This window comes from Acidovorax sp. FHTAMBA, assembly GCF_038958875.1.
Taxonomy (GTDB): domain Bacteria; phylum Pseudomonadota; class Gammaproteobacteria; order Burkholderiales; family Burkholderiaceae_C; genus Acidovorax.
The window spans coordinates 4639799-4661273 of the sequence record NZ_CP152407.1 but is presented as its reverse complement, the minus strand read 5'-3'; the positions used below and the strand labels follow the sequence as shown (position 1 = coordinate 4661273).

General features: G+C 61.7%; 27 protein-coding genes. 24 read left to right on the top strand and 3 right to left on the bottom strand.

The window, feature by feature from the left end:
- Window positions 1–104 precede the first annotated feature (104 nt).
- Window positions 105–992, top strand: a complete 888-nt coding sequence (gene ubiA, locus AAFF19_RS21815) for a 4-hydroxybenzoate octaprenyltransferase (protein ID WP_342720983.1) — start codon at window positions 105–107, stop codon at window positions 990–992.
- 45 nt (window positions 993–1037) lie between these two features.
- Here ubiA and proC read toward each other — a convergent pair whose 3' ends face one another.
- The 3 genes from proC to AAFF19_RS21800 form a co-directional block, all read right to left on the bottom strand.
- On the bottom strand, window positions 1038–1889 hold the full coding sequence (proC, locus tag AAFF19_RS21810) for a pyrroline-5-carboxylate reductase (RefSeq protein ID WP_342720982.1): 852 nt from the start codon (window positions 1887–1889) through the stop codon (window positions 1038–1040).
- A 212-nt stretch (window positions 1890–2101) separates the two neighbouring features.
- The gene (gene glpK, locus AAFF19_RS21805) at window positions 2102–3595 is read right to left on the bottom strand and encodes a glycerol kinase GlpK (RefSeq protein WP_342720981.1); all 1494 of its coding nucleotides are present in this window, start codon (window positions 3593–3595) and stop codon (window positions 2102–2104) included.
- Window positions 3596–3786: 191 nt separating this feature from the next.
- Window positions 3787–4551: a DeoR/GlpR family DNA-binding transcription regulator gene (locus AAFF19_RS21800; protein ID WP_342720980.1), complete on the bottom strand. Its 765-nt coding sequence runs from the start codon at window positions 4549–4551 to the stop codon at window positions 3787–3789.
- Between the two features lie 190 nt (window positions 4552–4741).
- Between AAFF19_RS21800 and AAFF19_RS21795 the strand changes: the two genes are divergently transcribed.
- The 23 genes from AAFF19_RS21795 (at window position 4742) to rpoA (ending at window position 21445) form a co-directional block, all read left to right on the top strand.
- Entirely contained in the window at window positions 4742–5833 is a 1092-nt protein-coding gene (locus AAFF19_RS21795; protein WP_342720979.1) for an ABC transporter ATP-binding protein, read from the top strand.
- Window position 5834: 1 nt separating this feature from the next.
- Window positions 5835–6911 carry an ABC transporter ATP-binding protein gene (locus AAFF19_RS21790; protein ID WP_008906530.1) on the top strand — a complete coding sequence of 359 codons (1077 nt, stop codon included), beginning with the start codon at window positions 5835–5837 and terminating at the stop codon, window positions 6909–6911.
- Window positions 6912–7059: 148 nt separating this feature from the next.
- A complete protein-coding gene (locus AAFF19_RS21785; protein ID WP_008906529.1) occupies window positions 7060–7956 on the top strand; it encodes a sugar ABC transporter permease in 897 nt (298 codons plus the stop codon).
- A complete protein-coding gene (locus AAFF19_RS21780) occupies window positions 7949–8761 on the top strand; it encodes a carbohydrate ABC transporter permease (RefSeq protein ID WP_008906528.1) in 813 nt (270 codons plus the stop codon). The genes AAFF19_RS21785 and AAFF19_RS21780 overlap by 8 nt, the downstream gene beginning before the upstream one ends.
- A gap of 150 nt (window positions 8762–8911) precedes the next feature.
- Window positions 8912–9220 carry a DUF2160 domain-containing protein gene (locus AAFF19_RS21775; protein ID WP_182120371.1) on the top strand — a complete coding sequence of 103 codons (309 nt, stop codon included), beginning with the start codon at window positions 8912–8914 and terminating at the stop codon, window positions 9218–9220.
- Window positions 9221–9406: 186 nt separating this feature from the next.
- Window positions 9407–11140 (top strand): ABC transporter substrate-binding protein, encoded by a 1734-nt coding sequence (locus AAFF19_RS21770; RefSeq protein ID WP_008906526.1) that lies wholly within the window; start codon window positions 9407–9409, stop codon window positions 11138–11140.
- Window positions 11141–11325: 185 nt separating this feature from the next.
- Window positions 11326–12918, top strand: a complete 1593-nt coding sequence (locus tag AAFF19_RS21765; RefSeq protein WP_342720978.1) for a glycerol-3-phosphate dehydrogenase/oxidase — start codon at window positions 11326–11328, stop codon at window positions 12916–12918.
- Window positions 12919–13123: 205 nt separating this feature from the next.
- Window positions 13124–13492: a 50S ribosomal protein L14 gene (gene rplN / locus AAFF19_RS21760; RefSeq protein ID WP_007861702.1), complete on the top strand. Its 369-nt coding sequence runs from the start codon at window positions 13124–13126 to the stop codon at window positions 13490–13492.
- Window positions 13493–13501: 9 nt separating this feature from the next.
- Complete coding sequence (rplX, locus tag AAFF19_RS21755) at window positions 13502–13822, top strand: 50S ribosomal protein L24 (RefSeq protein ID WP_008906524.1); 321 nt, start codon at window positions 13502–13504, stop codon at window positions 13820–13822.
- Between the two features lie 9 nt (window positions 13823–13831).
- Window positions 13832–14371, top strand: a complete 540-nt coding sequence (gene rplE, locus AAFF19_RS21750) for a 50S ribosomal protein L5 (RefSeq protein ID WP_005793632.1) — start codon at window positions 13832–13834, stop codon at window positions 14369–14371.
- Between the two features lie 8 nt (window positions 14372–14379).
- Complete coding sequence (gene rpsN / locus AAFF19_RS21745) at window positions 14380–14685, top strand: 30S ribosomal protein S14 (protein WP_007861712.1); 306 nt, start codon at window positions 14380–14382, stop codon at window positions 14683–14685.
- A 20-nt stretch (window positions 14686–14705) separates the two neighbouring features.
- Entirely contained in the window at window positions 14706–15101 is a 396-nt protein-coding gene (gene rpsH / locus AAFF19_RS21740) for a 30S ribosomal protein S8 (RefSeq protein ID WP_008906523.1), read from the top strand.
- Between the two features lie 25 nt (window positions 15102–15126).
- Window positions 15127–15660 (top strand): 50S ribosomal protein L6, encoded by a 534-nt coding sequence (gene rplF, locus AAFF19_RS21735; RefSeq protein ID WP_034695394.1) that lies wholly within the window; start codon window positions 15127–15129, stop codon window positions 15658–15660.
- Between the two features lie 11 nt (window positions 15661–15671).
- On the top strand, window positions 15672–16037 hold the full coding sequence (rplR, locus tag AAFF19_RS21730; RefSeq protein ID WP_008906521.1) for a 50S ribosomal protein L18: 366 nt from the start codon (window positions 15672–15674) through the stop codon (window positions 16035–16037).
- A 17-nt stretch (window positions 16038–16054) separates the two neighbouring features.
- Window positions 16055–16573, top strand: coding sequence for a 30S ribosomal protein S5 (gene rpsE / locus AAFF19_RS21725; protein WP_008906520.1), 519 nt, complete (start codon window positions 16055–16057; stop codon window positions 16571–16573).
- Window positions 16574–16587: 14 nt separating this feature from the next.
- Window positions 16588–16770, top strand: a complete 183-nt coding sequence (gene rpmD / locus AAFF19_RS21720; RefSeq protein WP_007861725.1) for a 50S ribosomal protein L30 — start codon at window positions 16588–16590, stop codon at window positions 16768–16770.
- Window positions 16771–16780: 10 nt separating this feature from the next.
- Window positions 16781–17212 (top strand): 50S ribosomal protein L15, encoded by a 432-nt coding sequence (rplO, locus tag AAFF19_RS21715; RefSeq protein WP_182120373.1) that lies wholly within the window; start codon window positions 16781–16783, stop codon window positions 17210–17212.
- A gap of 24 nt (window positions 17213–17236) precedes the next feature.
- Entirely contained in the window at window positions 17237–18556 is a 1320-nt protein-coding gene (gene secY / locus AAFF19_RS21710) for a preprotein translocase subunit SecY (protein ID WP_008906518.1), read from the top strand.
- 145 nt (window positions 18557–18701) lie between these two features.
- Entirely contained in the window at window positions 18702–18815 is a 114-nt protein-coding gene (gene rpmJ, locus AAFF19_RS21705; RefSeq protein ID WP_005793651.1) for a 50S ribosomal protein L36, read from the top strand.
- A gap of 23 nt (window positions 18816–18838) precedes the next feature.
- Window positions 18839–19204, top strand: coding sequence for a 30S ribosomal protein S13 (rpsM, locus tag AAFF19_RS21700; protein WP_008906516.1), 366 nt, complete (start codon window positions 18839–18841; stop codon window positions 19202–19204).
- Between the two features lie 16 nt (window positions 19205–19220).
- Window positions 19221–19625, top strand: coding sequence for a 30S ribosomal protein S11 (rpsK, locus tag AAFF19_RS21695; RefSeq protein ID WP_005793662.1), 405 nt, complete (start codon window positions 19221–19223; stop codon window positions 19623–19625).
- Window positions 19626–19715: 90 nt separating this feature from the next.
- On the top strand, window positions 19716–20339 hold the full coding sequence (gene rpsD / locus AAFF19_RS21690) for a 30S ribosomal protein S4 (protein ID WP_008906515.1): 624 nt from the start codon (window positions 19716–19718) through the stop codon (window positions 20337–20339).
- A 113-nt stretch (window positions 20340–20452) separates the two neighbouring features.
- Window positions 20453–21445, top strand: a complete 993-nt coding sequence (gene rpoA / locus AAFF19_RS21685) for a DNA-directed RNA polymerase subunit alpha (RefSeq protein WP_008906514.1) — start codon at window positions 20453–20455, stop codon at window positions 21443–21445.
- The last annotated feature ends 30 nt before the right edge of the window (window positions 21446–21475 follow it).

Genomic DNA, 21475 nt, shown 5'->3' with positions numbered 1-21475 from the left:
CGCGACGCCCCGCCAGACCGTGCAGGCGCAGGCGCGCTGGCTGCTACATTCGGTGCGCTCCCGCAGAAGCGGGTCGTTGTCTGCCCGCATTTTTATCTACCTGCATGTCGTCCGTCTCCCTGCGCCACCGCTTCGCCCTGTACCTGGATCTCATCCGCTGGGACCGCCCCGCCGGTTGGCTGGTCTGCCTGTGGCCCACGCTCAGCGCGCTCTGGATTGCGGCCGATGGCTTTCCCGGCTGGCACCTGCTGGTGGTGTTCGTGCTGGGCACCATCCTCATGCGCAGCGCCGGGTGCTGTGTGAACGACGTGGCCGACCGCGACTTTGACAGGCACGTCAAGCGCACTGCGCAGCGCCCGGTCACCACCGGTGCGGTGTCGGTGAAGGAGGCGCTGGGCCTGGGGGCGGTGCTGGCGCTGGTGTCGTTTGGCCTGGTGCTCACCACCAACACCGCCGCCATCGCCTGGTCGGTACCCGCCGTGCTGGTGGCCATTGCCTACCCCTTTACCAAACGCATCATTGCCATGCCGCAGGCGGTGCTGGGCATTGCGTTCAACTTCGGCATCGTGATTGCGTTTGCCGCAGTGCAGGGCAGCGTGCCCGCCGTGGCGTGGTGGATGTGGCTCGGTAACCTGTTCTGGGTGCTGGCCTACGACACCGAATACGCCATGGTGGACCGCGACGATGACCTCAAGATCGGCATCAAGACCTCGGCCATCACGCTGGGGCGGTTCGATGTGGCCGGCATCGTGATTTTCTACCTGCTTTTCATAGGAATCTGGGCTGTAGCGCTTGCCCCATATGCGCTAGGCGCTATATTTTATGTAGCGATGGCCGCCGCGCTGGCCCAGGCCGTTTGGCACTTCACGCTCATCCGCACCCGCACCCGCGAGGGCTGCTTCAAGGCGTTCCGCATCAACCACTGGCTGGGCGCCACGGTGTTTGCGGGCATTGCGGGCAGCTACCTGCTGAGGGCAATACTCTCGAATTGATAGCTGCCTGCGCTTGATGGGTAAGCGCTGGAGGCCAAAAAGGCTTCAATTGCCGAACTCATTGCCCAGTTCGTTGGCGCGTTTTTCTGCTGCGCGCATCGCGGCCTCAAATGCCGCAGCCACGCCGCTGGCCTCCATCGACTGCAGGGCCGCGTAGGTGGTGCCGCCCTTGGAGGTGACGCGCTCGCGCAGCACGGCGGGCGACTCGTCAGAGCGGCGCGCCAGTTCCGACGCGCCCACAAAGGTGCCAACGGCCAGCTGGTGCGCCTGTTGCCCGGTCAGCCCCATGGCCGCGCCCGCGCGGGTCATGGCTTCCAGAAAGTAAAAGACATAGGCCGGGCCGGAGCCCGACAGCGCCGTCACGGCATCGAGCTGCTTTTCCGTCTCCACCCACAGGAACTCGCCCGTGCTGGCCAGGATGGCCTCGACCTGCGTGCGTTCCTGCGCGCTCACCGCCGGGCGGGCATAGATCGCGCTCATGCCCTTGCCCACCAGCGCGGGCGTGTTGGGCATGGTGCGCACAATGCGCTCGCTCCCGAGCCATTGCGCGATGCTGTCCGAACGGATGCCGGCGGCCACGCTCAGGTGCAGCGCCTGCTGGGTGTGTGCCTTGGCCTGCGCGGCGGCGTCCTTGAAGGTTTGGGGCTTGACCGCCCACACCACGATGCTGGCGCGCTGCAGTGCGGGGCCCGCCTCGGGCTGCGCCGTGATTCCAAAGTTCTTGAGCAGTGCCTCGCGCGTGGGGGCGTAGGGCTCGACCACCTCGATCTGGCTGGCCGGATGGCCCTGGCGGATCAGCCCGCCGATGATGGCGCTGGCCATGTTGCCGCCGCCGATGAAGGCGATGGTGGGGAGTGTGGTGTGTGCTGCGGAGGAAGCGGGGGAGGGGGGGGTCATGCTGCGTCAGGCGAGAAAGGGAAAGCCGATGGTAGCGCCGCTACCCCGGCGATTTTCTCCATGGCCTATGCAACTGGCGCGCTAAAAGCCAGGGCTCCCGCGCAAGGGCCGCCAGCATTCCCAAGTAGGGGCGCTGGGAGCGTCCCCCCGCCCGCAACGCGCAGCGATGCGAGAGCGGGGGGAAGGCGCGCAGCGCCTCAGGGGGATGCACTCTATTCAGCTACTGTCTGCCGGACGGCGTGTTCCCAGTTCGCCATCAGCTCCTGCGCACGCGCGCTGCTGAGCGTGGGCACAAAGCGGCGGTCGGCGCGCCACAGGTTCGAGAGTTCATCCGTGCTGCGGTACACGCCGCTCGACAGCCCCGCAAGATAAGCGGCGCCCAGCGCCGTGGTCTCGATGACCGCAGGCCGCACCACCGGGATGCCCAGCAGGTCGGCCTGGAACTGCATCAGCAAATCGTTGATGCAGGCACCGCCGTCCACGCGCAGTTCGCTCACCGGCGCCCCACCGGCGGCCACGGCATCGCGGCTCATGGCCAGCAGCAGGGCGGCGCTCTGGTAGGCAATGCTCTCCAGCGCCGCACGGGCGATGTGGCCCAGCGTAGTGCCGCGTGTGAGGCCGGTGATGGTGCCGCGCGAGTCGGGTTTCCAGTACGGGGCGCCCAGGCCGGTGAAGGCGGGCACCATCATCACGCCGCCCGAGTCGGGCACGCTTTGCGCGAGCGACTCGACCTCGCTGCTGGTGGAGATGGCGCGCAGGCCGTCGCGCAGCCACTGCACCACGGCGCCGCCCACAAAGACGCTGCCTTCCATGGCGAACTCCGGCTGCGCCGTGGCCTGCGCCGCGCTGGTGGTGAGCAGGCCGTTTTGCGAAGTCTGGAACGTGCCGCCCGTGTGCATCAGCATGAAGCAGCCCGTGCCGTAGGTGTTCTTGGCCATGCCCGCCGTGAAGCAGGCCTGGCCGAACAGCGCGCTCTGCTGGTCGCCCGCCACCCCGCCGATGCGGATGCCGTGGCCGAGCAGATCGGCCGCGATGTCGCCAAAGTGGGCGCTGGACGGCAGCACCTCGGGCATCAGCGCCTTGGGAATGCGCAGCAGCGCCAGCAGCTCGTCGTCCCACTGGTTGGTGTGCACATTGAACAGCATGGTGCGCGAGGCGTTGCTCACGTCCGTCACGTGCACTTTGCCGTGGGTGAGCTTCCACATCAGCCAGCTGTCCACCGTGCCAAAGGCGAGCTCGCCGCGCTCGGCGGCATCGCGCGCGCCGGGAACGTGGTCCAGCATCCACTGCAGCTTGGTGCCCGAGAAGTAGGCATCCACCAGCAGGCCGGTCTTGGCCTGGATGGCGGCGGCATGGCCTTGTTCGCGCAGCTGGGCGCAGGCAGGCTCGGCGCGCCGGTCTTGCCACACGATGGCGTGGTGCACGGGCTGGCCGGTGTGGCGGTTCCACAGCACGGTGGTCTCGCGCTGGTTGGTGATGCCCACGGCGCGTACCGCGCTGGCCGCAATGCCTGCCTTGGCCAGCGCATCGCGTGCGGTGGCCAGCTGGGTGCGCCAGATCTCCAGCGGGTCGTGCTCCACCCAGCCGGGCTGGGGGTAGATCTGTGGCAGCTCCAGCTGGGCCTGCGCCACGATGTGGCCGCCTTCGTCAAAAACGATGCTGCGGGAGCTGGAGGTGCCTTGGTCGAGTGCGAGCAGGTAGGTCATAGAAGAAAGGGTATGTCAGGCGATGCGGTTGGGCCCTGATTCGGACGGCCGGCCAATGAAAGCGCGCAGCCGAGGCCAGCGGCCGCCGCGCAAGGGCCGCCCCGCCGCGCTGGCGGCGTCCCCCTTCCCGAATTGCATCGCAATTCGAGAGAAGGGGGAAGGCGCAAAGCGCCTCAGGGGGTTGTCCTCGGTCATGCGGCGACAGTGCAGATCACCTCGGCATCCTGCAGCAGCGCTGGAAACGGCTCTGGCGGCGGCGCGTCGGTGAAGAGGCGATCGATCTGCGCCAGTGTGGCCAGCTGCACCATGGCCGGCCTGTTGAACTTGCTGTGGTCAGCCGCAAGCCACACCTCGCGCGCGTGCTCGATGATGGTTTGCGCCACCTTCACTTCGCGGTAGTCGAAGTCGCGCAGCGAGCCATCGGGTTCGATGCCCGAGATGCCGATGAGCGCGATGTCCACCCTGAACTGGCGGATGAAGTCCACCGCCGCCTCGCCCACGATGCCGCGGTCGCGGGCGCGTACCACGCCGCCGGCCACGATCACCTCGCAGTCGGGGTTGCCGCACAAGATGGCGGCCACGTTCAGGTTGTTGGTGATCACGCGCAGGCCCCGGTGGTGCAGCAGGGCCTTGGCAATGGCCTCGGTGGTGGTGCCGATGTTGAGGATCAGCGAGCAGCCATTGGGCACCTGCTGCGCCACGGCGCGTGCAATGCGCGCCTTGCCTTCGGCGTGCAGGGTTTCGCGCTGGGTGTGCGCCAGGTTTTCCACCGTGGAGCTGTGCACGCGCACGCCGCCATGAAAGCGCGTGAGCAGGCCCGACTCTGCCAGGCGCTGCACGTCACGGCGCACGGTCTGCAGCGTCACGCCCAGGGTGTCTGCCAGTTGCTCCACCGTGGCGGATTTGCGCGCGCGGACTTCTTCAAGAAGCAGCAGTTGTCGGGGATTCGTATTCACGCGTATTAATTGGCTAGGGGGTACAGCGACTTTAAATCGAACAAAAAAGAACTTGTTAAGGGTAAACCTTGATTCAATACGATCAAAAAAGAACAAAAATGAACGAAATCGAAAAGAGAGTGGCAACCGTGTTTGCCGGGGGCGGAACTCCGTTCATAAGGCCTTCGGGCGACAAAGAAAGGCAAGCGTGATGCAGCTGGCATTGGACAGCATCAGCAAGAGGGTGGGGGCGCAGACCTGGCTGTATGACATGAGCCTGGCGCTCCAGGGCGGCGCCGTCACGGTGCTGCTGGGGGCCACGCAGGCGGGCAAGACCAGCCTGATGCGCATCATGGCCGGGCTGGATGCGCCCACGTCGGGCACCGTCAAGGTCGATGGCGTGGATGTGACCGGCATGCCTGTGCGCGAGCGCAATGTGGCCATGGTGTACCAGCAGTTCATCAACTACCCATCGATGAAGGTGGCTGCCAACATCGCGTCGCCCCTGAAGCTGCGCGGCGAAAAGAACATCGACGCCCGGGTGCGCGAGATTGCCAGCCGTTTGCACATCGACATGTTTCTGGACCGCTATCCGGCGGAACTCTCTGGCGGGCAGCAGCAGCGCGTGGCGCTGGCCCGCGCCCTGGCCAAGGGTGCGCCGCTGATGCTGCTGGACGAACCCCTGGTGAATCTGGACTACAAGCTGCGCGAAGAACTGCGCGAAGAGCTGACCCAGCTGTTTGCTGCGGGCCACTCCACCGTGGTGTATGCCACCACCGAGCCGGGCGAGGCCCTGCTGCTGGGCGGCTACACCGCTGTGCTCGACGAAGGCCAGTTGCTGCAATACGGCCCCACGGCCGAGGTGTTCCATGCGCCCAATTCACTGCGCGTGGCGCGGGCTTTCAGCGACCCGCCGATGAACCTCATCGCCGCGTCTGCCGCCCCGGGCGGCGTGCGCCTGGAGGGTGGTGCGGAGCTGGCCCTGCATCTGCCGCAAGGTGTGGCCACTGCGGCCGGGCTCACGGTGGGTGTGCGCGCCAGTGCGTTGCGCGTGGCGGCCCGCCCGGGCGACATCAGCGTGGCTGGAGTGGTAGAGCTGGCCGAAATTTCGGGCTCCGACACCTTTGTGCACGCGGCCACGCCCTGGGGCGACCTGGTGGCGCAGCTGACCGGCGTGCACTACTTTGAACTGGGCACGCCCATCACGCTGCACCTGGACCCGGCGCAGGCCTATGTGTTTGGCGCGGATGGCCGACTGGCCTGGGCGCCCGCGCGGCCCGTCACTGCACAAGGAGGGCGCTGACATGGCCCGCATCAGTCTGGACCTGGCGCATTCGTACAAGCCCAACCCGCAGCAGGACAGCGACTACGCGCTGCTGCCCCTGAAGATGGAGTTCGAGGATGGCGGCGCCTATGCGCTGCTCGGGCCCTCGGGCTGCGGCAAGACGACCATGCTCAACATCATGTCGGGCCTGCTGGTGCCGTCGCACGGCAAGGTGCTGTTCGATGGCCGCGACGTGACGCGTGCCAGCCCGCAGGAGCGCAACATTGCGCAGGTGTTTCAGTTCCCCGTGATCTACGACACCATGACGGTGGCCGAGAACCTGGCGTTCCCGCTGAAGAACCGCAAGGTGCCCGAAGCGCAGATCAAGGAACGCGTGGGCGTGATTGCCGAGATGCTGGAGATGAGCCACCAGCTCAATCTGCGTGCGGCGGGCCTGTCGGCCGACCAGAAGCAGAAGATATCGCTGGGCCGGGGCCTAGTGCGTTCCGACGTGGCGGCCGTGCTGTTCGACGAGCCGCTCACGGTGATCGACCCGCACCTCAAGTGGCAACTGCGGCGCAAGCTCAAGCAGATCCACCACGAGCTCAAGCTCACGCTGATTTATGTGACGCACGACCAGGTGGAGGCCCTGACCTTTGCCGACCAGGTGGTGGTGATGACGCGCGGTCGCGCTGTGCAGGTAGGTTCGGCCGATGCGCTGTTCGAGCGGCCTGCGCACGTGTTTGTGGGCCACTTCATCGGATCCCCGGGTATGAACTTCCTGCCGGCACAGTCTGAGGGAGCCACCCTGTCGGTGGCGGGGCAGCGGCTGGCGCAACCGGCTGGGCGGAGCTTGCCTGGCGGAGCGCTCCAGGTGGGCATACGGCCCGAATACCTGGCGCTGGCGCAGCCCGAACAGGCAGGTGCACTGCCTTGCACGGTGGCGCAGGTGCAGGACATCGGCACCTACCTCATGCTGACCGCCAAGGTGGGTGAGCACACGCTCAAGGCGCGGTTCAGCCCTGAAACGCGGCTCCCGTCGGCGGGGGATGCGGTGTGGCTGCAGGTGCTCGGTGAGCACACCTGCTTCTATCAAAACGAGGAGCTCCTGGCGTGATGGACTACCCCCTGAGCCGCTCCGCGGCTTCCCCCCGGAAGGGGGACGACGCCCTTTGCTGCGGGGCGGCCCTTGCTGGGCGTCTCCGCGATGCCACCATGCTTGGTGCAGATGCCGTCGGTGAATCGCCACTTTGTGGAGAACGAACATGAGTTCGACAACGAAACCGGTGAACCAGAAGGCGTGGTTCCTGATCCTGCCGGTCATCATCTGCGTGGCCTTCTCGGCCATCGTGCCGCTGATGACGGTGGTCAACTATTCAGTGCAGGACATCATTTCGCCCGATCGCCGGGTGTTTGTCGGCACCGAGTGGTTTGCGGCGGTGATGCGCGACGAGGAACTGCATGCTGCGCTGTGGCGCCAGCTCACCTTCTCGCTGGCCGTGCTGGCGGTGGAGATTCCGCTGGGCATCCTGCTGGCGCTGTCCATGCCCGCGCAGGGCTGGAAGTCGTCCGCCGTGCTGGTGGTGGTGGCGCTGTCGCTGCTGATTCCCTGGAATGTGGTGGGCACCATCTGGCAGATCTATGGCCGTGCCGATATTGGCCTGATGGGCCGCATGCTGCAACAGGCGGGCATCGAGTACAGCTACACCGGCAACGCCACGCAAGCCTGGCTCACGGTGCTGCTGATGGATGTGTGGCACTGGACGCCGCTGGTCGCCTTGCTTGCCTTCGCCGGGCTGCGCTCCATCCCCGATGCGTACTACCAGGCGGCCCGCATCGACGGTGCGAGCAAGTTCGCGGTGTTCCGCTACATCCAGCTGCCCAAGATGCGCGGCGTGCTGATGATTGCGGTGCTGCTGCGCTTCATGGACAGCTTCATGATCTACACCGAGCCCTTTGTGCTCACGGGCGGCGGGCCGGGCAATGCCACCACCTTCCTCAGCCAGTATCTCACCACCAAGGCGGTGGGCCAGTTCGACCTGGGCCCTGCGGCGGCGTTCTCGCTGATCTATTTCTTCATCATCCTGCTGCTGTGCTTCATCCTCTACAACTGGATGCAGCGCGTGGGCACCGCCAGCAACGAAGGGGCCGGCCATGAATGAAAAACGCTTCCACAAGCGGTCGATCTTCCTCGTCGCCTATCTGATCTTTGCCGTGTTGCCCATCTACTGGATGGTCAACATGAGCTTCAAGACCAACGAAGAAATCCTCTCGACCTTCACGTTCTTCCCCCAGCACTTCACGTGGGACAACTACAAGACCATCTTTACCGATGAGTCCTGGTATTCGGGGTACATCAACAGCCTGATCTATGTGGCCATCAACACGGTGATTTCGCTCACCGTGGCGCTGCCCGCGGCCTATGCATTCAGCCGCTACCAGTTCCTCGGCGACAAGCATGTGTTCTTCTGGCTGCTGACCAACCGCATGACGCCGCCGGCCGTGTTCCTGCTGCCGTTCTTCCAGCTTTACACCACGGTGGGGCTGATGGATACGCACATTGCCGTGGCACTGGCGCACCTCTTGTTCAACGTGCCGCTGGCGGTGTGGATTCTGGAAGGTTTCATGAGCGGCATTCCGCGCGAGATCGACGAGACCGCCTACATCGATGGCTACAGCTTTCCGCGATTCTTCATCAAGATTTTTCTGCCCCTCATCAAGGCGGGCGTTGGTGTGGCGGCGTTCTTTTGCTTCATGTTCAGCTGGGTCGAATTGCTGCTGGCGCGCACCCTGACGAGCGTGAACGCCAAGCCCATCGTCGCGACGATGACGCGCACCGTCAGCGCATCCGGCATGGACTGGGCGACCCTGGCTGCAGCTGGGGTGCTGACCATCGTGCCGGGCGCCATCGTGATCTGGTTTGTTCGCCACTACATCGCAAAAGGCTTTGCGATGGGGCGGGTTTGACGCGCAAGGGGAGCAAAAGTATGAATCACACACCTTCTCAGCAGGGCGCGGGACTCCTCCCAGGCCAGCGGCAGCCGTGGAACGGGCTTCGCCCGGCCACCAGCTGCGTCCCCCTGGGGGGAAGCGCCGCAGGCGCTCAGGGGGGAAACGATGTTTGACTGGATGGCCTGGACGTTGCCCGTAGCGGTCTTTTTCATCTGCATCGTGCTGATGCTGATCGGCATGACCGTGTGGGAAATCAAGTCACCCACGGTGATGCGCAAGGGCTTCCTGCCGCTGGCGACGACCCGCGGTGACCGCCTGTTCATCGGCCTGCTGTCGGCGGCCTATGTGAACCTGATTTTTGTGGGCATCAGCGGCAAGCTGGCCCAGTGGCTGAGCCTGGAAAACGATCCGTCAATCTGGATCAGTTTTGTGCTGTCGATGGCGCTGCTGGCGTTCATCCTGCGCAAGGGTTGAAGCCTTTGAACTATCAAGAAGATAGCTGGCATCGCTTGACAGACAAAGAGTTAGAAATGAAATCGATCTGAAGCAAAGCGACAGCAAGCGCTGACAGCTATTGTTTTTGATGATGACAAGCGTCGGCCCGATTTCCCCCGGGGCCGGTGTTCATCCACCAAGGGGGTTCCATCTGAGGAGACAGCAATGAAGATGCAGTTCACGGCGATCGCTTTCGCCGCCGCAACCCTGGCTTTGGGCCAGGCTGCCTGGGCCGGCGAGGCCGAGGCCAAGAAGTGGATCGATAGCGAGTTCCAGCCCTCCACGCTGAGCAAAGACCAGCAAATGGCCGAGATGAAGTGGTTCATCGACGCGGCGAAAAAGCTGCAGGCCAAGGGTGTGAAGGAAATCTCGGTGGTGTCGGAGACCATCACCACCCACGAATACGAATCCAAGACGCTGGCCAAGGCGTTCGAGGAAATCACCGGCATCAAGGTCAAGCACGACCTGATCCAGGAAGGCGACGTCGTCGAGAAGCTGCAGACGTCCATGCAATCGGGCAAGTCGATCTATGACGGCTGGATCTCGGACTCGGACCTGATCGGCACGCATTACCGCTACGGCAAGATGATGAACCTGACCGACTACATGGCAGGCGACGGCAAGGAGTGGACCAATCCCGGCCTGGACATCAAGGATTTCATCGGTACCAAGTTCACCACCGGGCCGGACGGCAAGCTCTACCAGTTGCCCGACCAGCAGTTCGCCAACCTGTACTGGTTCCGCGCCGACCTGTTTGACCGCAAGGACCTCAAGGACAAGTTCAAGGCCAAATACGGCTACGACCTGGGTGTGCCGCTCAACTGGAGCGCGTATGAAGACATCGCCGAGTTCTTCACCAACGATGTCAAGCAGATCGACGGCAAGCCCATCTATGGCCACATGGACTACGGCAAGAAGGATCCGTCGCTGGGCTGGCGCTTCACCGATGCCTGGCTGTCTATGGCCGGCACGGCCGACATCGGCGCGCCCAATGGGCTGCCGATCGATGAATGGGGCATCCGCGTGGCGGACGACAAATGCACCCCCGTGGGCGCGTCGGTGGCCCGCGGTGGCGCCACCAATTCCCCGGCTGCCGTCTATGCACTGACCAAGTACGTGGACTGGATGAAGAAATACGCGCCCAAGGAAGCCACGGGCATGACCTTCGGCGAAGCCGGCCCCGTGCCTGCCCAGGGCCAGATCGCGCAGCAGATCTTCTGGTACACGGCCTTCACCGCCGACATGGTCAAGCCCGGCCTGCCCGTGGTGAATGCTGACGGCACGCCCAAGTGGCGCATGGCGCCTGGCCCGAACGGCCCCTACTGGAAGCAGGGCATGCAAAACGGCTACCAGGACGTGGGTTCGTGGTCGTTCTTCAAGGGCCATGACGCCAACAAGACGGCTGCCGCCTGGCTGTATGCGCAGTTCGTGACGGCCAAGACCACGTCGCTCAAGAAGACGCTGGTGGGCCTGACCCCCATCCGCGAGAGCGATATCCAGTCCAAGGCCATGACCGATGCCGCACCCAAGCTGGGCGGTCTGGTCGAGTTCTACCGCAGCCCCGCCCGCGTGGCATGGTCGCCCACGGGCACCAACGTGCCCGACTACCCCAAGCTGGCCCAGCTGTGGTGGAAGAACGTGGCCCAGGCTGTGACGGGCGAAAAGACCCCGCAAGGTGCCATGGACACGCTGGCCGACGAGATGGACCAGGTGATGGCCCGCCTGGAACGCGCTGGCATGAGCCACTGCGCGCCCAAGCTCAACAAGAAGGAAGATCCCAAGAAGTGGCTGTCGGACAAACAGGCCCCCTGGGCCAAGCTGGCCAACGAAAAGCCCAAGGGCGAAACCATTGCCTACGACAAGCTGCTGCAGGCATGGAAGGACGGCAAGGCCCGCTGATAACGCTCTGACTGTTGCGTTGTGACAGTGCTTGATGGCAGCCCGGACCCACAAGGTCTCTGGCTGCCTTTTTCGCTCCAGTTCGTGCGCGGCTCTGTCGGCCGCGGGCGGATTTCACCCCGGAAACGTCAACAATTTAAGGGTAAACCCTTAAATTTTGGTCCCGTCCATGGACAATCCCTCCCATGACCACTCCTTCTGCTCCCCTGCCCACCCGGCGCGCCGACCTTCTCGCACGGCTTGCCCAGCCCCACCAATATGACCTGGCAGTGATCGGCGGAGGGGCGACCGGTCTGGGGGTGGCGCTGGACGCGGCTGCGCGGGGATTCAGTGTGGTTCTGGTGGATTCGCACGACTTTGCCAAGGGCACCTCGTCCCGCGCGACCAAGCTGGTGCACGGTGGTGTTCGCTACCTCGCCCAGGGCAACATCGCGCTGGTGCGCGAAGCGTTGCACGAGCGCACCACGCTGCTGAACAACGCGCCCCACCTGGCCCAGCCCCTGCCGTTTGTGATGCCGTCGTACCACTTCTGGGAGACGCCGTTTTACGGTATCGGGCTCAAGATGTACGACGCGCTGGCGGGCAAGGCCGGGCTGGGTGCTACGGAGTTCCTGGGGCGCGCGCGCACGCTGGAGTGCCTGCCAACGGCACGTGCTGAAGGCCTCAAGGGGGGCGTCAAATACTGGGACGGGCAGTTTGACGATGCCCGCCTGGCGCTGGCCCTGGCACGCACGGCCGCCAGCCTGGGGGCCCTGGTCGTCAATTACTGCGCCGCCACGGCGCTGGTGCATGAGGGCGGGAAAGTCGCCGGTTTTGTGTGTGAGGACACCGACAGCGGCCAGCAATTCACCGTGCGCGCCCGCACAGTGGTCAATGCCACAGGCGTTTGGGTAGACACCCTGCGCCAGATGGACGGCGAGGCCATCGGCCGGCCCGTCAAGCCCATCGTGGCGCCGAGTCAGGGTGTTCATATCGTGGTGGACCGCGAATTTCTGCCGTCTGACCACGCTTTGATGGTGCCCAAAACGGCGGACGGGCGCGTTCTGTTTGCCGTCCCTTGGTTGGGCAAGCTCATTCTGGGCACCACGGACAGCCCCCGCCAGGACATTGTGAGGGAGCCTCAGCCCTTCAACGAGGAAGTCAAATTCATTCTGGAAGAATCGGCGCGCTACCTCACACGGGCCCCCAGGGTTGAAGACATCCGAAGCATCTGGGTGGGCCTGCGTCCTCTGGTGAAGCCCCAGGACGACGACGGTGACAACACCAAGAGCCTCAGCCGCGAGCACACCGTGCTGGCCAGCCGCAGTGGCCTGGTCACGGTGACCGGTGGCAAATGGACCACGTACCGCGCGATGGCCGAGGATGTGTTGCAAAAATGCTTCAGCACCGGGCTTCTTCCTGAGAAACCGGCCGGTGTGACCAACCATCTGCCCTTGATAGGCACCCCGAAAGAGCCGGTAAAGCACCGCATCAGCGACGCGCAGGGTCTGCATTCTTACGGAAGCGAAGCCGCCGCCGTGTTGGGCATTCCCGGGGCGCAGACCGATCTGGGCGGGGGGCTGACGGTTGCCATGGTGCGGTTTGCAGCCCGCTACGAGTACGCCTGCACGGTGGAGGACGTCCTGGCGCGCCGTTCGCGTATGTTGTTCCTGGATGCCCGCAAGGCCATCGCCTTGGCGCCCGCCGTGGCGGATGTTCTGCGGGAAGAACTGGGCGCCGATCCCCGCCTCGATGCGTTTTTGACGTTGGCACAACAGTATTTGCACGTGCCTGCGTGAATGTGGCACGCGGGGCGCTTGACTTTCCAGAACACTTTGGCAATAATCGAGGGCTTCGCGTTTCCTACGTGAAGTTTCTGCCCAGCGGGAAGTGCTGCAAATGGTTTGCGGTGCGGACGACGGGCCCAAGACTGACTGGCTGATCTGCAGCCCTTGAGAAGTTCTCTGGGGCTGTTGTCTTCTGGTGCAAGTTGGGAATATTGAAATGATCCAGACAGAATCTCGGTTAGAGGTTGCCGACAATACCGGCGCCAAGTCCGTCCTTTGCATCAAGGTGCTGGGTGGCTCGAAGCGTCGCTATGCAAGCGTTGGCGACATCATCAAGGTGAGCATCAAAGAAGCCGCTCCACGTGGCCGCGTCAAAAAAGGCGAGGTTTACAGCGCAGTGGTGGTTCGCACGGCGAAGGGTATTCGCCGCGGCGACGGTTCGCTCGTCAAATTCGATGGCAACGCCGCAGTGTTGCTGAATGCAAAGTTGGAGCCCATCGGCACCCGCATCTTTGGACCCGTGACGCGCGAACTGCGTACCGAAAAGTTCATGAAGATCGTGTCCCTGGCTCCTGAAGTTCTCTAAGGACGCGCCATGAACAAGATTCGCAAGGGCGACGAAGTCATCGTGCTGACCGGCCGTGACAAGGGTAAGCGCGGCACGGTGTCGCTGCGCAAGGATGACTCCCACCTCGTCATCGACGGTATCAACCTCGTCAAGAAGCACGCCAAGCCAAACCCCATGAAGGGTACGACCGGCGGCATTATTGAAAAGGCCATGCCGATTCATCAGTCCAACGTGGCCATCTTCAATGCCGCTACCGGCAAGGCTGATCGCGTGGGCATCAAGGTGCAGGCTGACGGCACACGCGTTCGCGTGTTCAAGTCCAGCGGCGCTGAAATCAAGGCGGCCTAAGGGGTAAACATGGCACGACTCCAAGAAATCTACCGCGACAAGATCGCACCCGAACTGACCAAGCAGTTCGGCTATACCTCGCCGATGCAGGTTCCCCGTCTGACCAAGATCACGCTGAACATGGGCGTGAGCGAGGCAGTCTCGGACAAGAAGGTGATGGACAACGCTGTGGCTGACCTGACCAAGATTGCTGGTCAAAAGCCTGTGGTGACCAAGGCCAAGAAAGCCATCGCTGGTTTCAAGATCCGCGAAGGCCAGGCCATTGGTTGCATGGTCACGTTGCGTGGCGTGCAGATGTATGAGTTCCTGGATCGTTTCGTGACCGTGGCTCTGCCCCGCGTCCGTGACTTCCGTGGTATCTCTGGTCGCGCCTTTGACGGCCGTGGCAACTACAACATCGGCGTTAAAGAGCAGATCATCTTCCCTGAAATTGAGTACGACAAGGTCGACGCCCTGCGCGGTCTCAATATCAGCATCACCACGACGGCCAAGTCGGACGAAGAAGCCAAGGCTCTCCTCGCTGGTTTCCGTTTCCCGTTCAAGAACTGAGGCGAAGCATGGCTAAAGTAGCTTTGATCCAGCGCGAACTGAAGCGCGAAAAACTGGCAGCCAAGTACGCAACCAAGTATGCGGAACTGAAGGCAATCGCTGGCGATGCCAAGCGTAGCGACGAAGAGCGTGACGCAGCCCGTCTGGGTCTGCAAAAGCTCCCCCGCAACGCCAACCCTACGCGTCAGCGCAACCGTTGCGAAATCACCGGTCGTCCTCGCGGCACCTTCCGTCAATTCGGTCTGGCTCGCGCCAAGATCCGCGAACTGGCTTTTGCAGGCGACATCCCCGGTGTCACCAAGGCCAGCTGGTAAGCAGGCAGGAGAGATACAACATGAGCATGAGTGATCCCATCGCTGACTTGCTGACCCGCATCCGTAACGCACAGATGGTCGCCAAGGCCACGGTTCTGGTGCCTTCTTCCAAAGTGAAGATCGCCATCGCCCAGGTGCTGAAGGACGAAGGTTACATCGACGGCTTCCAGGTGAAAACCGAAGCCGGCAAGTCGGAACTCGAAATTGCCCTGAAGTACTACGCAGGTCGTCCCGTGATTGAGCGCATCGAGCGTGTCAGCCGCCCCGGACTGCGTGTTTACAAAGGCCGTGATTCCATTCCACAAGTCATGAACGGTCTGGGTGTGGCAATTGTCACGACGCCCAAGGGCGTGATGACTGATCGCAAGGCGCGCGCTACCGGTGTCGGTGGCGAAGTGCTCTGCTACGTGGCCTAACCCGCGGCATTGAGGAGAAACTGAAATGTCCCGAGTAGGAAAAATGCCCGTGACCATCCCCGCAGGTGTGGATGTGTCCGTGAAAAGTGACCAGATCTCTGTCAAGGGCTCTGGTGGCACGCTGTCGCTGTCGCAGAACGCGCTGGTGAAGGTGTCCAGCAACGACGGCAAGCTCAGCTTTGAGCCTGCCAATGATTCCCGCGAAGCCAATGCCATGAGCGGCACGATTCGCCAGTTGGTCAACAACATGGTGGTCGGCGTCAGCAAGGGCTTTGAAAAGAAGCTGAGCCTGGTCGGCGTGGGTTACAAGGCTGCTGCAGCCGGTTCCAAGCTGAACCTGGCTGTCGGTTACTCGCACCCGGTCAACATCGATATGCCCGCTGGCATCACGGTGGCTACCCCTACCCCCACAGAAGTGGTGATCAAGGGTGCCGATCGTCAACGTGTCGGTCAGATCGCTGCTGAGATCCGTGCTGTTCGTCCTCCCGAGCCTTACAAGGGCAAGGGCATCCGTTATTCGGACGAAAAGATCACGATCAAAGAGACCAAGAAGAAATAAGGAGCTGCAACATGTTGACCAAGAAAGAGCAGCGTCTTCGTCGTTCGCGTCAGACCCGCATCCGCATTGCACAGCAAGGCGTGGCCCGTCTCACCGTGAATCGTACGAACCTCCATATCTACGCCAGTGTGATTTCCGGCGACGGCAGCAAGGTGCTGGCAAGCGCATCGACAGCAGAAGCCGACGTGCGCAAGACGCTTGGCGGTTCGGGCAAGGGTGGCAATGCCGCAGCAGCCCAGATCATCGGCAAGCGGATCGCTGAAAAGGCCAAGGCAGCTGGTGTCGAGAAGGTTGCATTCGATCGCGCAGGCTTCGCCTACCACGGTCGCGTCAAGGCCCTGGCCGACGCAGCCCGTGAAGCTGGCCTGCAGTTCTAAGCGGAGCGGAATACAAAATGGCTAAATTTCAACCCAAAGTGCAGAACGAAGGTCAAGACGACGGCCTGCGCGAAAAAATGATCGCGGTCAACCGCGTGACCAAAGTCGTGAAGGGTGGCCGTATTCTCGGTTTTGCCGCACTGACGGTGGTTGGTGACGGTGACGGCCGCGTAGGCATGGGCAAGGGCAAGTCGAAAGAAGTGCCAGCTGCCGTGCAAAAGGCTATGGAAGAAGCCCGTCGCAACATGGTGAAGGTTTCGTTGAAGAACGGCACCATCCACCACAACGTGACGGGTCACCACGGTGCAGCTGTCGTGATGATGGCGCCGGCTCCAAAGGGTACCGGCATCATTGCTGGCGGCCCCATGCGCGCAGTTTTTGAAGTGTTGGGTGTGACGGACATCGTGGCCAAGAGCCATGGCTCGTCCAACCCCTACAACATGGTGCGTGCCACGTTTGACGCGCTTGTCAATTCGACCACACCGTCGAATGTGGCAGCCAAGCGCGGCAAGACAGTCGAAGACATCTTCGCCTGAACCGGAGCTTGAGAATGACAACGCAACAAACCGTCAAGATTCAACTGGTGCGCAGCCCGATTGGCACCAAGGAATCGCACCGCGCCACCGTCCGTGGCCTGGGTCTGCGCAAGCTCAACAGTGTGAGCGAACTGCAGGACTCGCCCGAAGTGCGAGGCATGATTAACAAGATCAGCTATCTGGTCAAAGTCCTCTGAGAGATAGATCATGGAACTCAATAGCATCAAGCCCGCAGACGGTGCCAAGCATGCCAAGCGCCGTGTAGGCCGTGGTATCGGCTCTGGTCTGGGCAAGACCGCTGGCCGTGGTCACAAGGGTCAGAAGTCGCGTTCGGGTGGTTACCACAAGGTTGGTTTTGAAGGTGGTCAAATGCCTTTGCAACGCCGTTTGCCCAAGCGCGGTTTCAAGTCGCATCTGCTGAAATTCAATGCAGAAGTGACGCTGACCGCCTTGGAGCAACTGGGTCTGGCTGAAGTGGATGTTCTTGCACTCAAGCAAGCTGGCCTGGTGGGTGAGCTGGCCAAGGTGGTCAAGGTCATCAAGAGCGGCTCGCTGACCAAGGCTGTCAAGCTCAATGGCGTGGGCGCTACGGCTGGTGCCAAGGCAGCGATTGAAGCTGCTGGCGGCAGCGTCGCCTGAGTGTGGCTCTGAAGGAAGACATCTGTGGCTACTAGCGCGGCTCAAATTGCAAAGACCGGGAAGTTCGGCGACCTCCGTCGTCGTCTGGTTTTTCTGTTGCTTGCGCTGGTCGTATACCGTATCGGGGCTCATATCCCCGTGCCTGGCATCGATCCAGCCCAACTTCAGCAGCTCTTCAGTGGCCAGCAAGGCGGCATCCTGAACCTGTTCAACATGTTCTCTGGTGGTGCGCTTTCGCGCTTCACGGTTTTCGCTCTGGGGATCATGCCGTACATCTCGGCGTCGATCATCATGCAGTTGATGACCTATGTCGTCCCCACGTTTGAGCAGTTGAAGAAGGAAGGCGAAGCCGGGCGCAGGAAGATCACGCAGTACACTCGTTATGGCACGTTGGGTTTGGCGCTGTTCCAGTCGCTGGGAATCGCCGTGGCGCTGGAAAGCTCCGCTGGTTTGGTGTTGAGCCCAGGTTTCGGGTTCCGCATGACAGCGGTGGTCAGCTTGACGGCTGGCACGATGTTCCTGATGTGGCTGGGCGAGCAAATTACCGAGCGCGGCCTTGGGAATGGTATCTCGATCCTGATTTTCGCTGGTATCGCAGCGGGGTTGCCCAGCTCCATTGGCGGTCTGCTTGAACTGGTGCGTACGGGTGCGATGAGCATCTTGGCTGCGATCTTCATCGTGTTGGTGGTTGCTGCGGTGACCTACTTCGTGGTGTTTGTGGAACGCGGTCAGCGCAAGATTCTCGTGAACTATGCGCGTCGGCAAGTAGGGAACAAGGTCTACGGTGGTCAGTCGTCGCACTTGCCGTTGAAGCTGAACATGGCTGGGGTGATTCCGCCGATCTTCGCCTCGTCCATCATCCTGTTGCCTGCAACAGTCGTGAACTGGTTTAGTGCAGGCGAATCGATGCGTTGGTTGAAGGACATCTCGGGCGCACTGACACCTGGTCAGCCCATCTACGTGATGTTCTATGCTGCCGCGATCATTTTCTTCTGTTTCTTTTACACAGCGTTGGTCTTCAATAGCCGTGAAACTGCAGACAATCTGAAGAAGAGTGGTGCGTTCATCCCTGGCATTCGCCCGGGTGACCAGACGGCCCGTTATATCGACAAGATACTTGTTCGGTTAACACTGGCAGGTGCGGTGTATATCACTTTCGTGTGTCTGCTGCCGGAGTTCCTTATCTTGAAGTACAACGTCCCGTTCTACTTCGGTGGAACGTCTCTGCTGATCATCGTCGTGGTGACGATGGACTTCATGGCCCAGGTTCAGAACTACATGATGTCGCAACAGTACGAATCGCTGCTCAAGAAGGCCAATTTCAAGGGCAATGCCGGCGGGTGATGATGAGGGAGGCGGTATTCGCGATGGCGATGCTGCCGACAAGAATTGGTTTTTGGTTGAGTTGGCGCCCCACGATGTCTCGCGGGCACAAATGTGTGTTCCGTGCGAGCAGCCGGGACGGATGGAAAAGTTTTAGGAGAATGCAATGAGAGTTTCGGCTTCGGTCAAAAAAATCTGCCGCAACTGCAAGATCATCCGCCGCAAGGGTGTGGTGCGCGTGATCTGCACGGATCTGCGTCACAAGCAGCGCCAAGGTTGATTGGAAAGTATTAGAGGACGCATATGGCACGTATCGCTGGCATTAACATTCCGCCGCACAAGCACGCGGAAATCGGTTTGACCGCCATTTTTGGCATTGGTCGCACCCGCGCTCGCAAGATCTGCGAAGCAACTGGTATCGCTTACTCCAAGAAGATCAAGGATCTGACGGACGGCGATCTGGAAAAAATTCGCGAGCAAATCGAGCAGTTCACCATTGAAGGTGACCTGCGCCGCGAAACCACGATGAACATCAAGCGTTTGATGGACATCGGCTGCTATCGTGGCTTCCGCCATCGCCGCGGTCTGCCAATGCGTGGTCAGCGCACCCGTACCAATGCCCGTACTCGCAAGGGTCCGCGCAAGGGTGCAGCTGCACTGAAGAAATAAAGATTGAAAGATCATCATGGCTAAGTCTCCTGCCAATAACGCAGCTCAGCGCGTCCGCAAGAAGGTCCGGAAGAATGTTTCGGACGGCATTGCACACGTGCACGCCTCGTTCAACAACACCATCATCACGATCACCGACCGTCAGGGCAACGCTCTGTCGTGGGCTTCGTCCGGTGGCCAAGGTTTCAAGGGTTCGCGCAAGTCCACCCCATTCGCAGCCCAGGTGGCTTCGGAAGTGGCCGGTCGCGCTGCTATCGATCAAGGTATCAAGAACCTTGACGTTGAAATCAAGGGCCCAGGTCCTGGTCGTGAGTCTTCGGTGCGCGCATTGGGTGCACTGGGCATCCGTATCACATCGATCTCCGATGTGACCCCGGTGCCACACAACGGCTGCCGCCCTCAAAAGCGCCGTCGTATCTAATCTCTCTAAGCCCACCGCCGCCTGTGAACGCGCAAGCGCCTCAGGCGGCTCCCGCAATTGTTTGCGGTAGATGACACAAAGGAAGCTCAAGTGGCACGTTACCTCGGCCCCAAGGCCAAACTCTCCCGCCGTGAAGGCACTGACCTGTTCCTGAAGAGCGCCCGCCGCTCGATCGCTGACAAGTCCAAGTTCGACTCCAAGCCTGGTCAGCACGGCCGCACCTCGGGTGCCCGCACCTCTGACTACGGTCTGCAACTGCGTGAAAAGCAGAAGGTCAAGCGCATGTACGGCGTGCTGGAAAAGCAGTTCCGCCGTTACTTCGAAGCCGCCGAAGGCAAGAAGGGCAACACTGGTGCCAATCTGCTGTTCCTGTTGGAATCCCGTCTCGACAACGTCGTGTACCGCATGGGTTTCGGTTCCACTCGCGCTGAAGCGCGCCAGCTGGTGTCGCACAAGGCTATCACCGTGAACGGCAAGTCCGTGAACATCGCTTCGTACCTCGTGAAGACGGGTGATGTGGTGGCCGTGCGTGAAAAGTCCAAGAAGCAAAATCGCGTGGTGGAAGCCCTGCAACTGGCAGCCCAAGTGGGCATGCCCGCATGGGTGGAAGTGAATGCCGAGAAGGCAGAAGGCATCTTCAAGAAGGTGCCGGACCGTGACGAGTTTGGCGCCGACATCAACGAATCGCTGATCGTTGAGTTGTACTCGCGTTAATCCGTCGAGTAAGTAATTCAAGAAAACCGTCCCTGAACCGCGAGGCATCGCGGTTTAGGCGCTTCACCAGCCTTACCGGTGTAACGAGCTGGGGGTATTGAGAGGAAGTCTGAATGCAAACCAATTTGCTGAAACCCAAGGCGATCAATGTCGAGCAGCTTGGCCACAACCGCGCCAAGGTGGCACTGGAGCCGTTCGAGCGTGGGTACGGCCACACGCTGGGCAACGCCATTCGGCGCGTCCTGCTCTCGTCCATGGTGGGTTACGCAGCGACGGAAGTCACGATTGCAGGGGTGCTGCACGAGTACTCGTCCATCGACGGTGTTCAAGAAGATGTGGTCAACATCCTCCTGAACCTCAAGGGGGTGGTGTTCAAGCTCCACAACCGTGACGAAGTGACGTTGAGCCTGCGCAAGGATGGTGAAGGTGTTGTCACTGCGCGTGACATCCAGACCCCTCACGACGTGGAAATCGTCAACCCTGATCATGTGATCGCCAACCTGTCGGCAGGCGGCAAGCTGGACATGCAGATCAAGGTGGAAAAGGGCCGTGGTTACGTGCCTGGCAGCCTGCGCCGTTATGCTGACGAATCGACCAAATCGATCGGCCGCATCGTGCTGGATGCTTCGTTCTCGCCCGTTAAGCGCGTGAGCTACACCGTGGAAAGCGCTCGCGTCGAGCAGCGTACCGACCTGGACAAGCTGGTGGTCGAGATCGAAACCAATGGTGCCATCACTGCCGAAGACGCAGTGCGTGCATCGGCCAAGATCCTGGTGGAACAGCTGGCGGTATTCGCACAGCTCGAAGGCGGCGAACTGGCTGCGTTCGACGCACCTGCAGGGCCACGTGGCAATGCGACGTTCGATCCGATCCTGCTGCGTCCCGTGGACGAGTTGGAGCTGACCGTGCGTTCCGCCAACTGCCTGAAGGCCGAGAACATCTACTACATCGGTGACCTGATCCAGCGCACCGAGAACGAGCTGCTCAAGACGCCTAACCTGGGCCGTAAGTCACTCAACGAGATCAAGGAAGTGCTCGCATCGCGTGGCCTCACGCTGGGCATGAAACTGGAAAACTGGCCACCAGCTGGTTTGGACAAGCGTTAAGTTATAATTTTTGGTTCCCCGCGGGGAACA

Coding starts and splice junctions, on each gene's coding strand:
- ubiA (WP_342720983.1), top strand. CDS start 105: ATGTCGTCCGTCTCCCTGCGCCACCGCTTCGCCCTGTACCTGGATCTC.
- proC (WP_342720982.1), bottom strand. CDS start 1,889: ATGACCCCCCCCTCCCCCGCTTCCTCCGCAGCACACACCACACTCCCC.
- glpK (WP_342720981.1), bottom strand. CDS start 3,595: ATGACCTACCTGCTCGCACTCGACCAAGGCACCTCCAGCTCCCGCAGC.
- AAFF19_RS21795 (WP_342720979.1), top strand. CDS start 4,742: ATGCAGCTGGCATTGGACAGCATCAGCAAGAGGGTGGGGGCGCAGACC.
- AAFF19_RS21790 (WP_008906530.1), top strand. CDS start 5,835: ATGGCCCGCATCAGTCTGGACCTGGCGCATTCGTACAAGCCCAACCCG.
- AAFF19_RS21785 (WP_008906529.1), top strand. CDS start 7,060: ATGAGTTCGACAACGAAACCGGTGAACCAGAAGGCGTGGTTCCTGATC.
- AAFF19_RS21780 (WP_008906528.1), top strand. CDS start 7,949: ATGAATGAAAAACGCTTCCACAAGCGGTCGATCTTCCTCGTCGCCTAT.
- AAFF19_RS21775 (WP_182120371.1), top strand. CDS start 8,912: ATGTTTGACTGGATGGCCTGGACGTTGCCCGTAGCGGTCTTTTTCATC.
- AAFF19_RS21770 (WP_008906526.1), top strand. CDS start 9,407: ATGAAGATGCAGTTCACGGCGATCGCTTTCGCCGCCGCAACCCTGGCT.
- AAFF19_RS21765 (WP_342720978.1), top strand. CDS start 11,326: ATGACCACTCCTTCTGCTCCCCTGCCCACCCGGCGCGCCGACCTTCTC.
- rplN (WP_007861702.1), top strand. CDS start 13,124: ATGATCCAGACAGAATCTCGGTTAGAGGTTGCCGACAATACCGGCGCC.
- rplX (WP_008906524.1), top strand. CDS start 13,502: ATGAACAAGATTCGCAAGGGCGACGAAGTCATCGTGCTGACCGGCCGT.
- rplE (WP_005793632.1), top strand. CDS start 13,832: ATGGCACGACTCCAAGAAATCTACCGCGACAAGATCGCACCCGAACTG.
- rpsN (WP_007861712.1), top strand. CDS start 14,380: ATGGCTAAAGTAGCTTTGATCCAGCGCGAACTGAAGCGCGAAAAACTG.
- rpsH (WP_008906523.1), top strand. CDS start 14,706: ATGAGCATGAGTGATCCCATCGCTGACTTGCTGACCCGCATCCGTAAC.
- rplF (WP_034695394.1), top strand. CDS start 15,127: ATGTCCCGAGTAGGAAAAATGCCCGTGACCATCCCCGCAGGTGTGGAT.
- rplR (WP_008906521.1), top strand. CDS start 15,672: ATGTTGACCAAGAAAGAGCAGCGTCTTCGTCGTTCGCGTCAGACCCGC.
- rpsE (WP_008906520.1), top strand. CDS start 16,055: ATGGCTAAATTTCAACCCAAAGTGCAGAACGAAGGTCAAGACGACGGC.
- rpmD (WP_007861725.1), top strand. CDS start 16,588: ATGACAACGCAACAAACCGTCAAGATTCAACTGGTGCGCAGCCCGATT.
- rplO (WP_182120373.1), top strand. CDS start 16,781: ATGGAACTCAATAGCATCAAGCCCGCAGACGGTGCCAAGCATGCCAAG.
- rpmJ (WP_005793651.1), top strand. CDS start 18,702: ATGAGAGTTTCGGCTTCGGTCAAAAAAATCTGCCGCAACTGCAAGATC.
- rpsM (WP_008906516.1), top strand. CDS start 18,839: ATGGCACGTATCGCTGGCATTAACATTCCGCCGCACAAGCACGCGGAA.
- rpsK (WP_005793662.1), top strand. CDS start 19,221: ATGGCTAAGTCTCCTGCCAATAACGCAGCTCAGCGCGTCCGCAAGAAG.
- rpoA (WP_008906514.1), top strand. CDS start 20,453: ATGCAAACCAATTTGCTGAAACCCAAGGCGATCAATGTCGAGCAGCTT.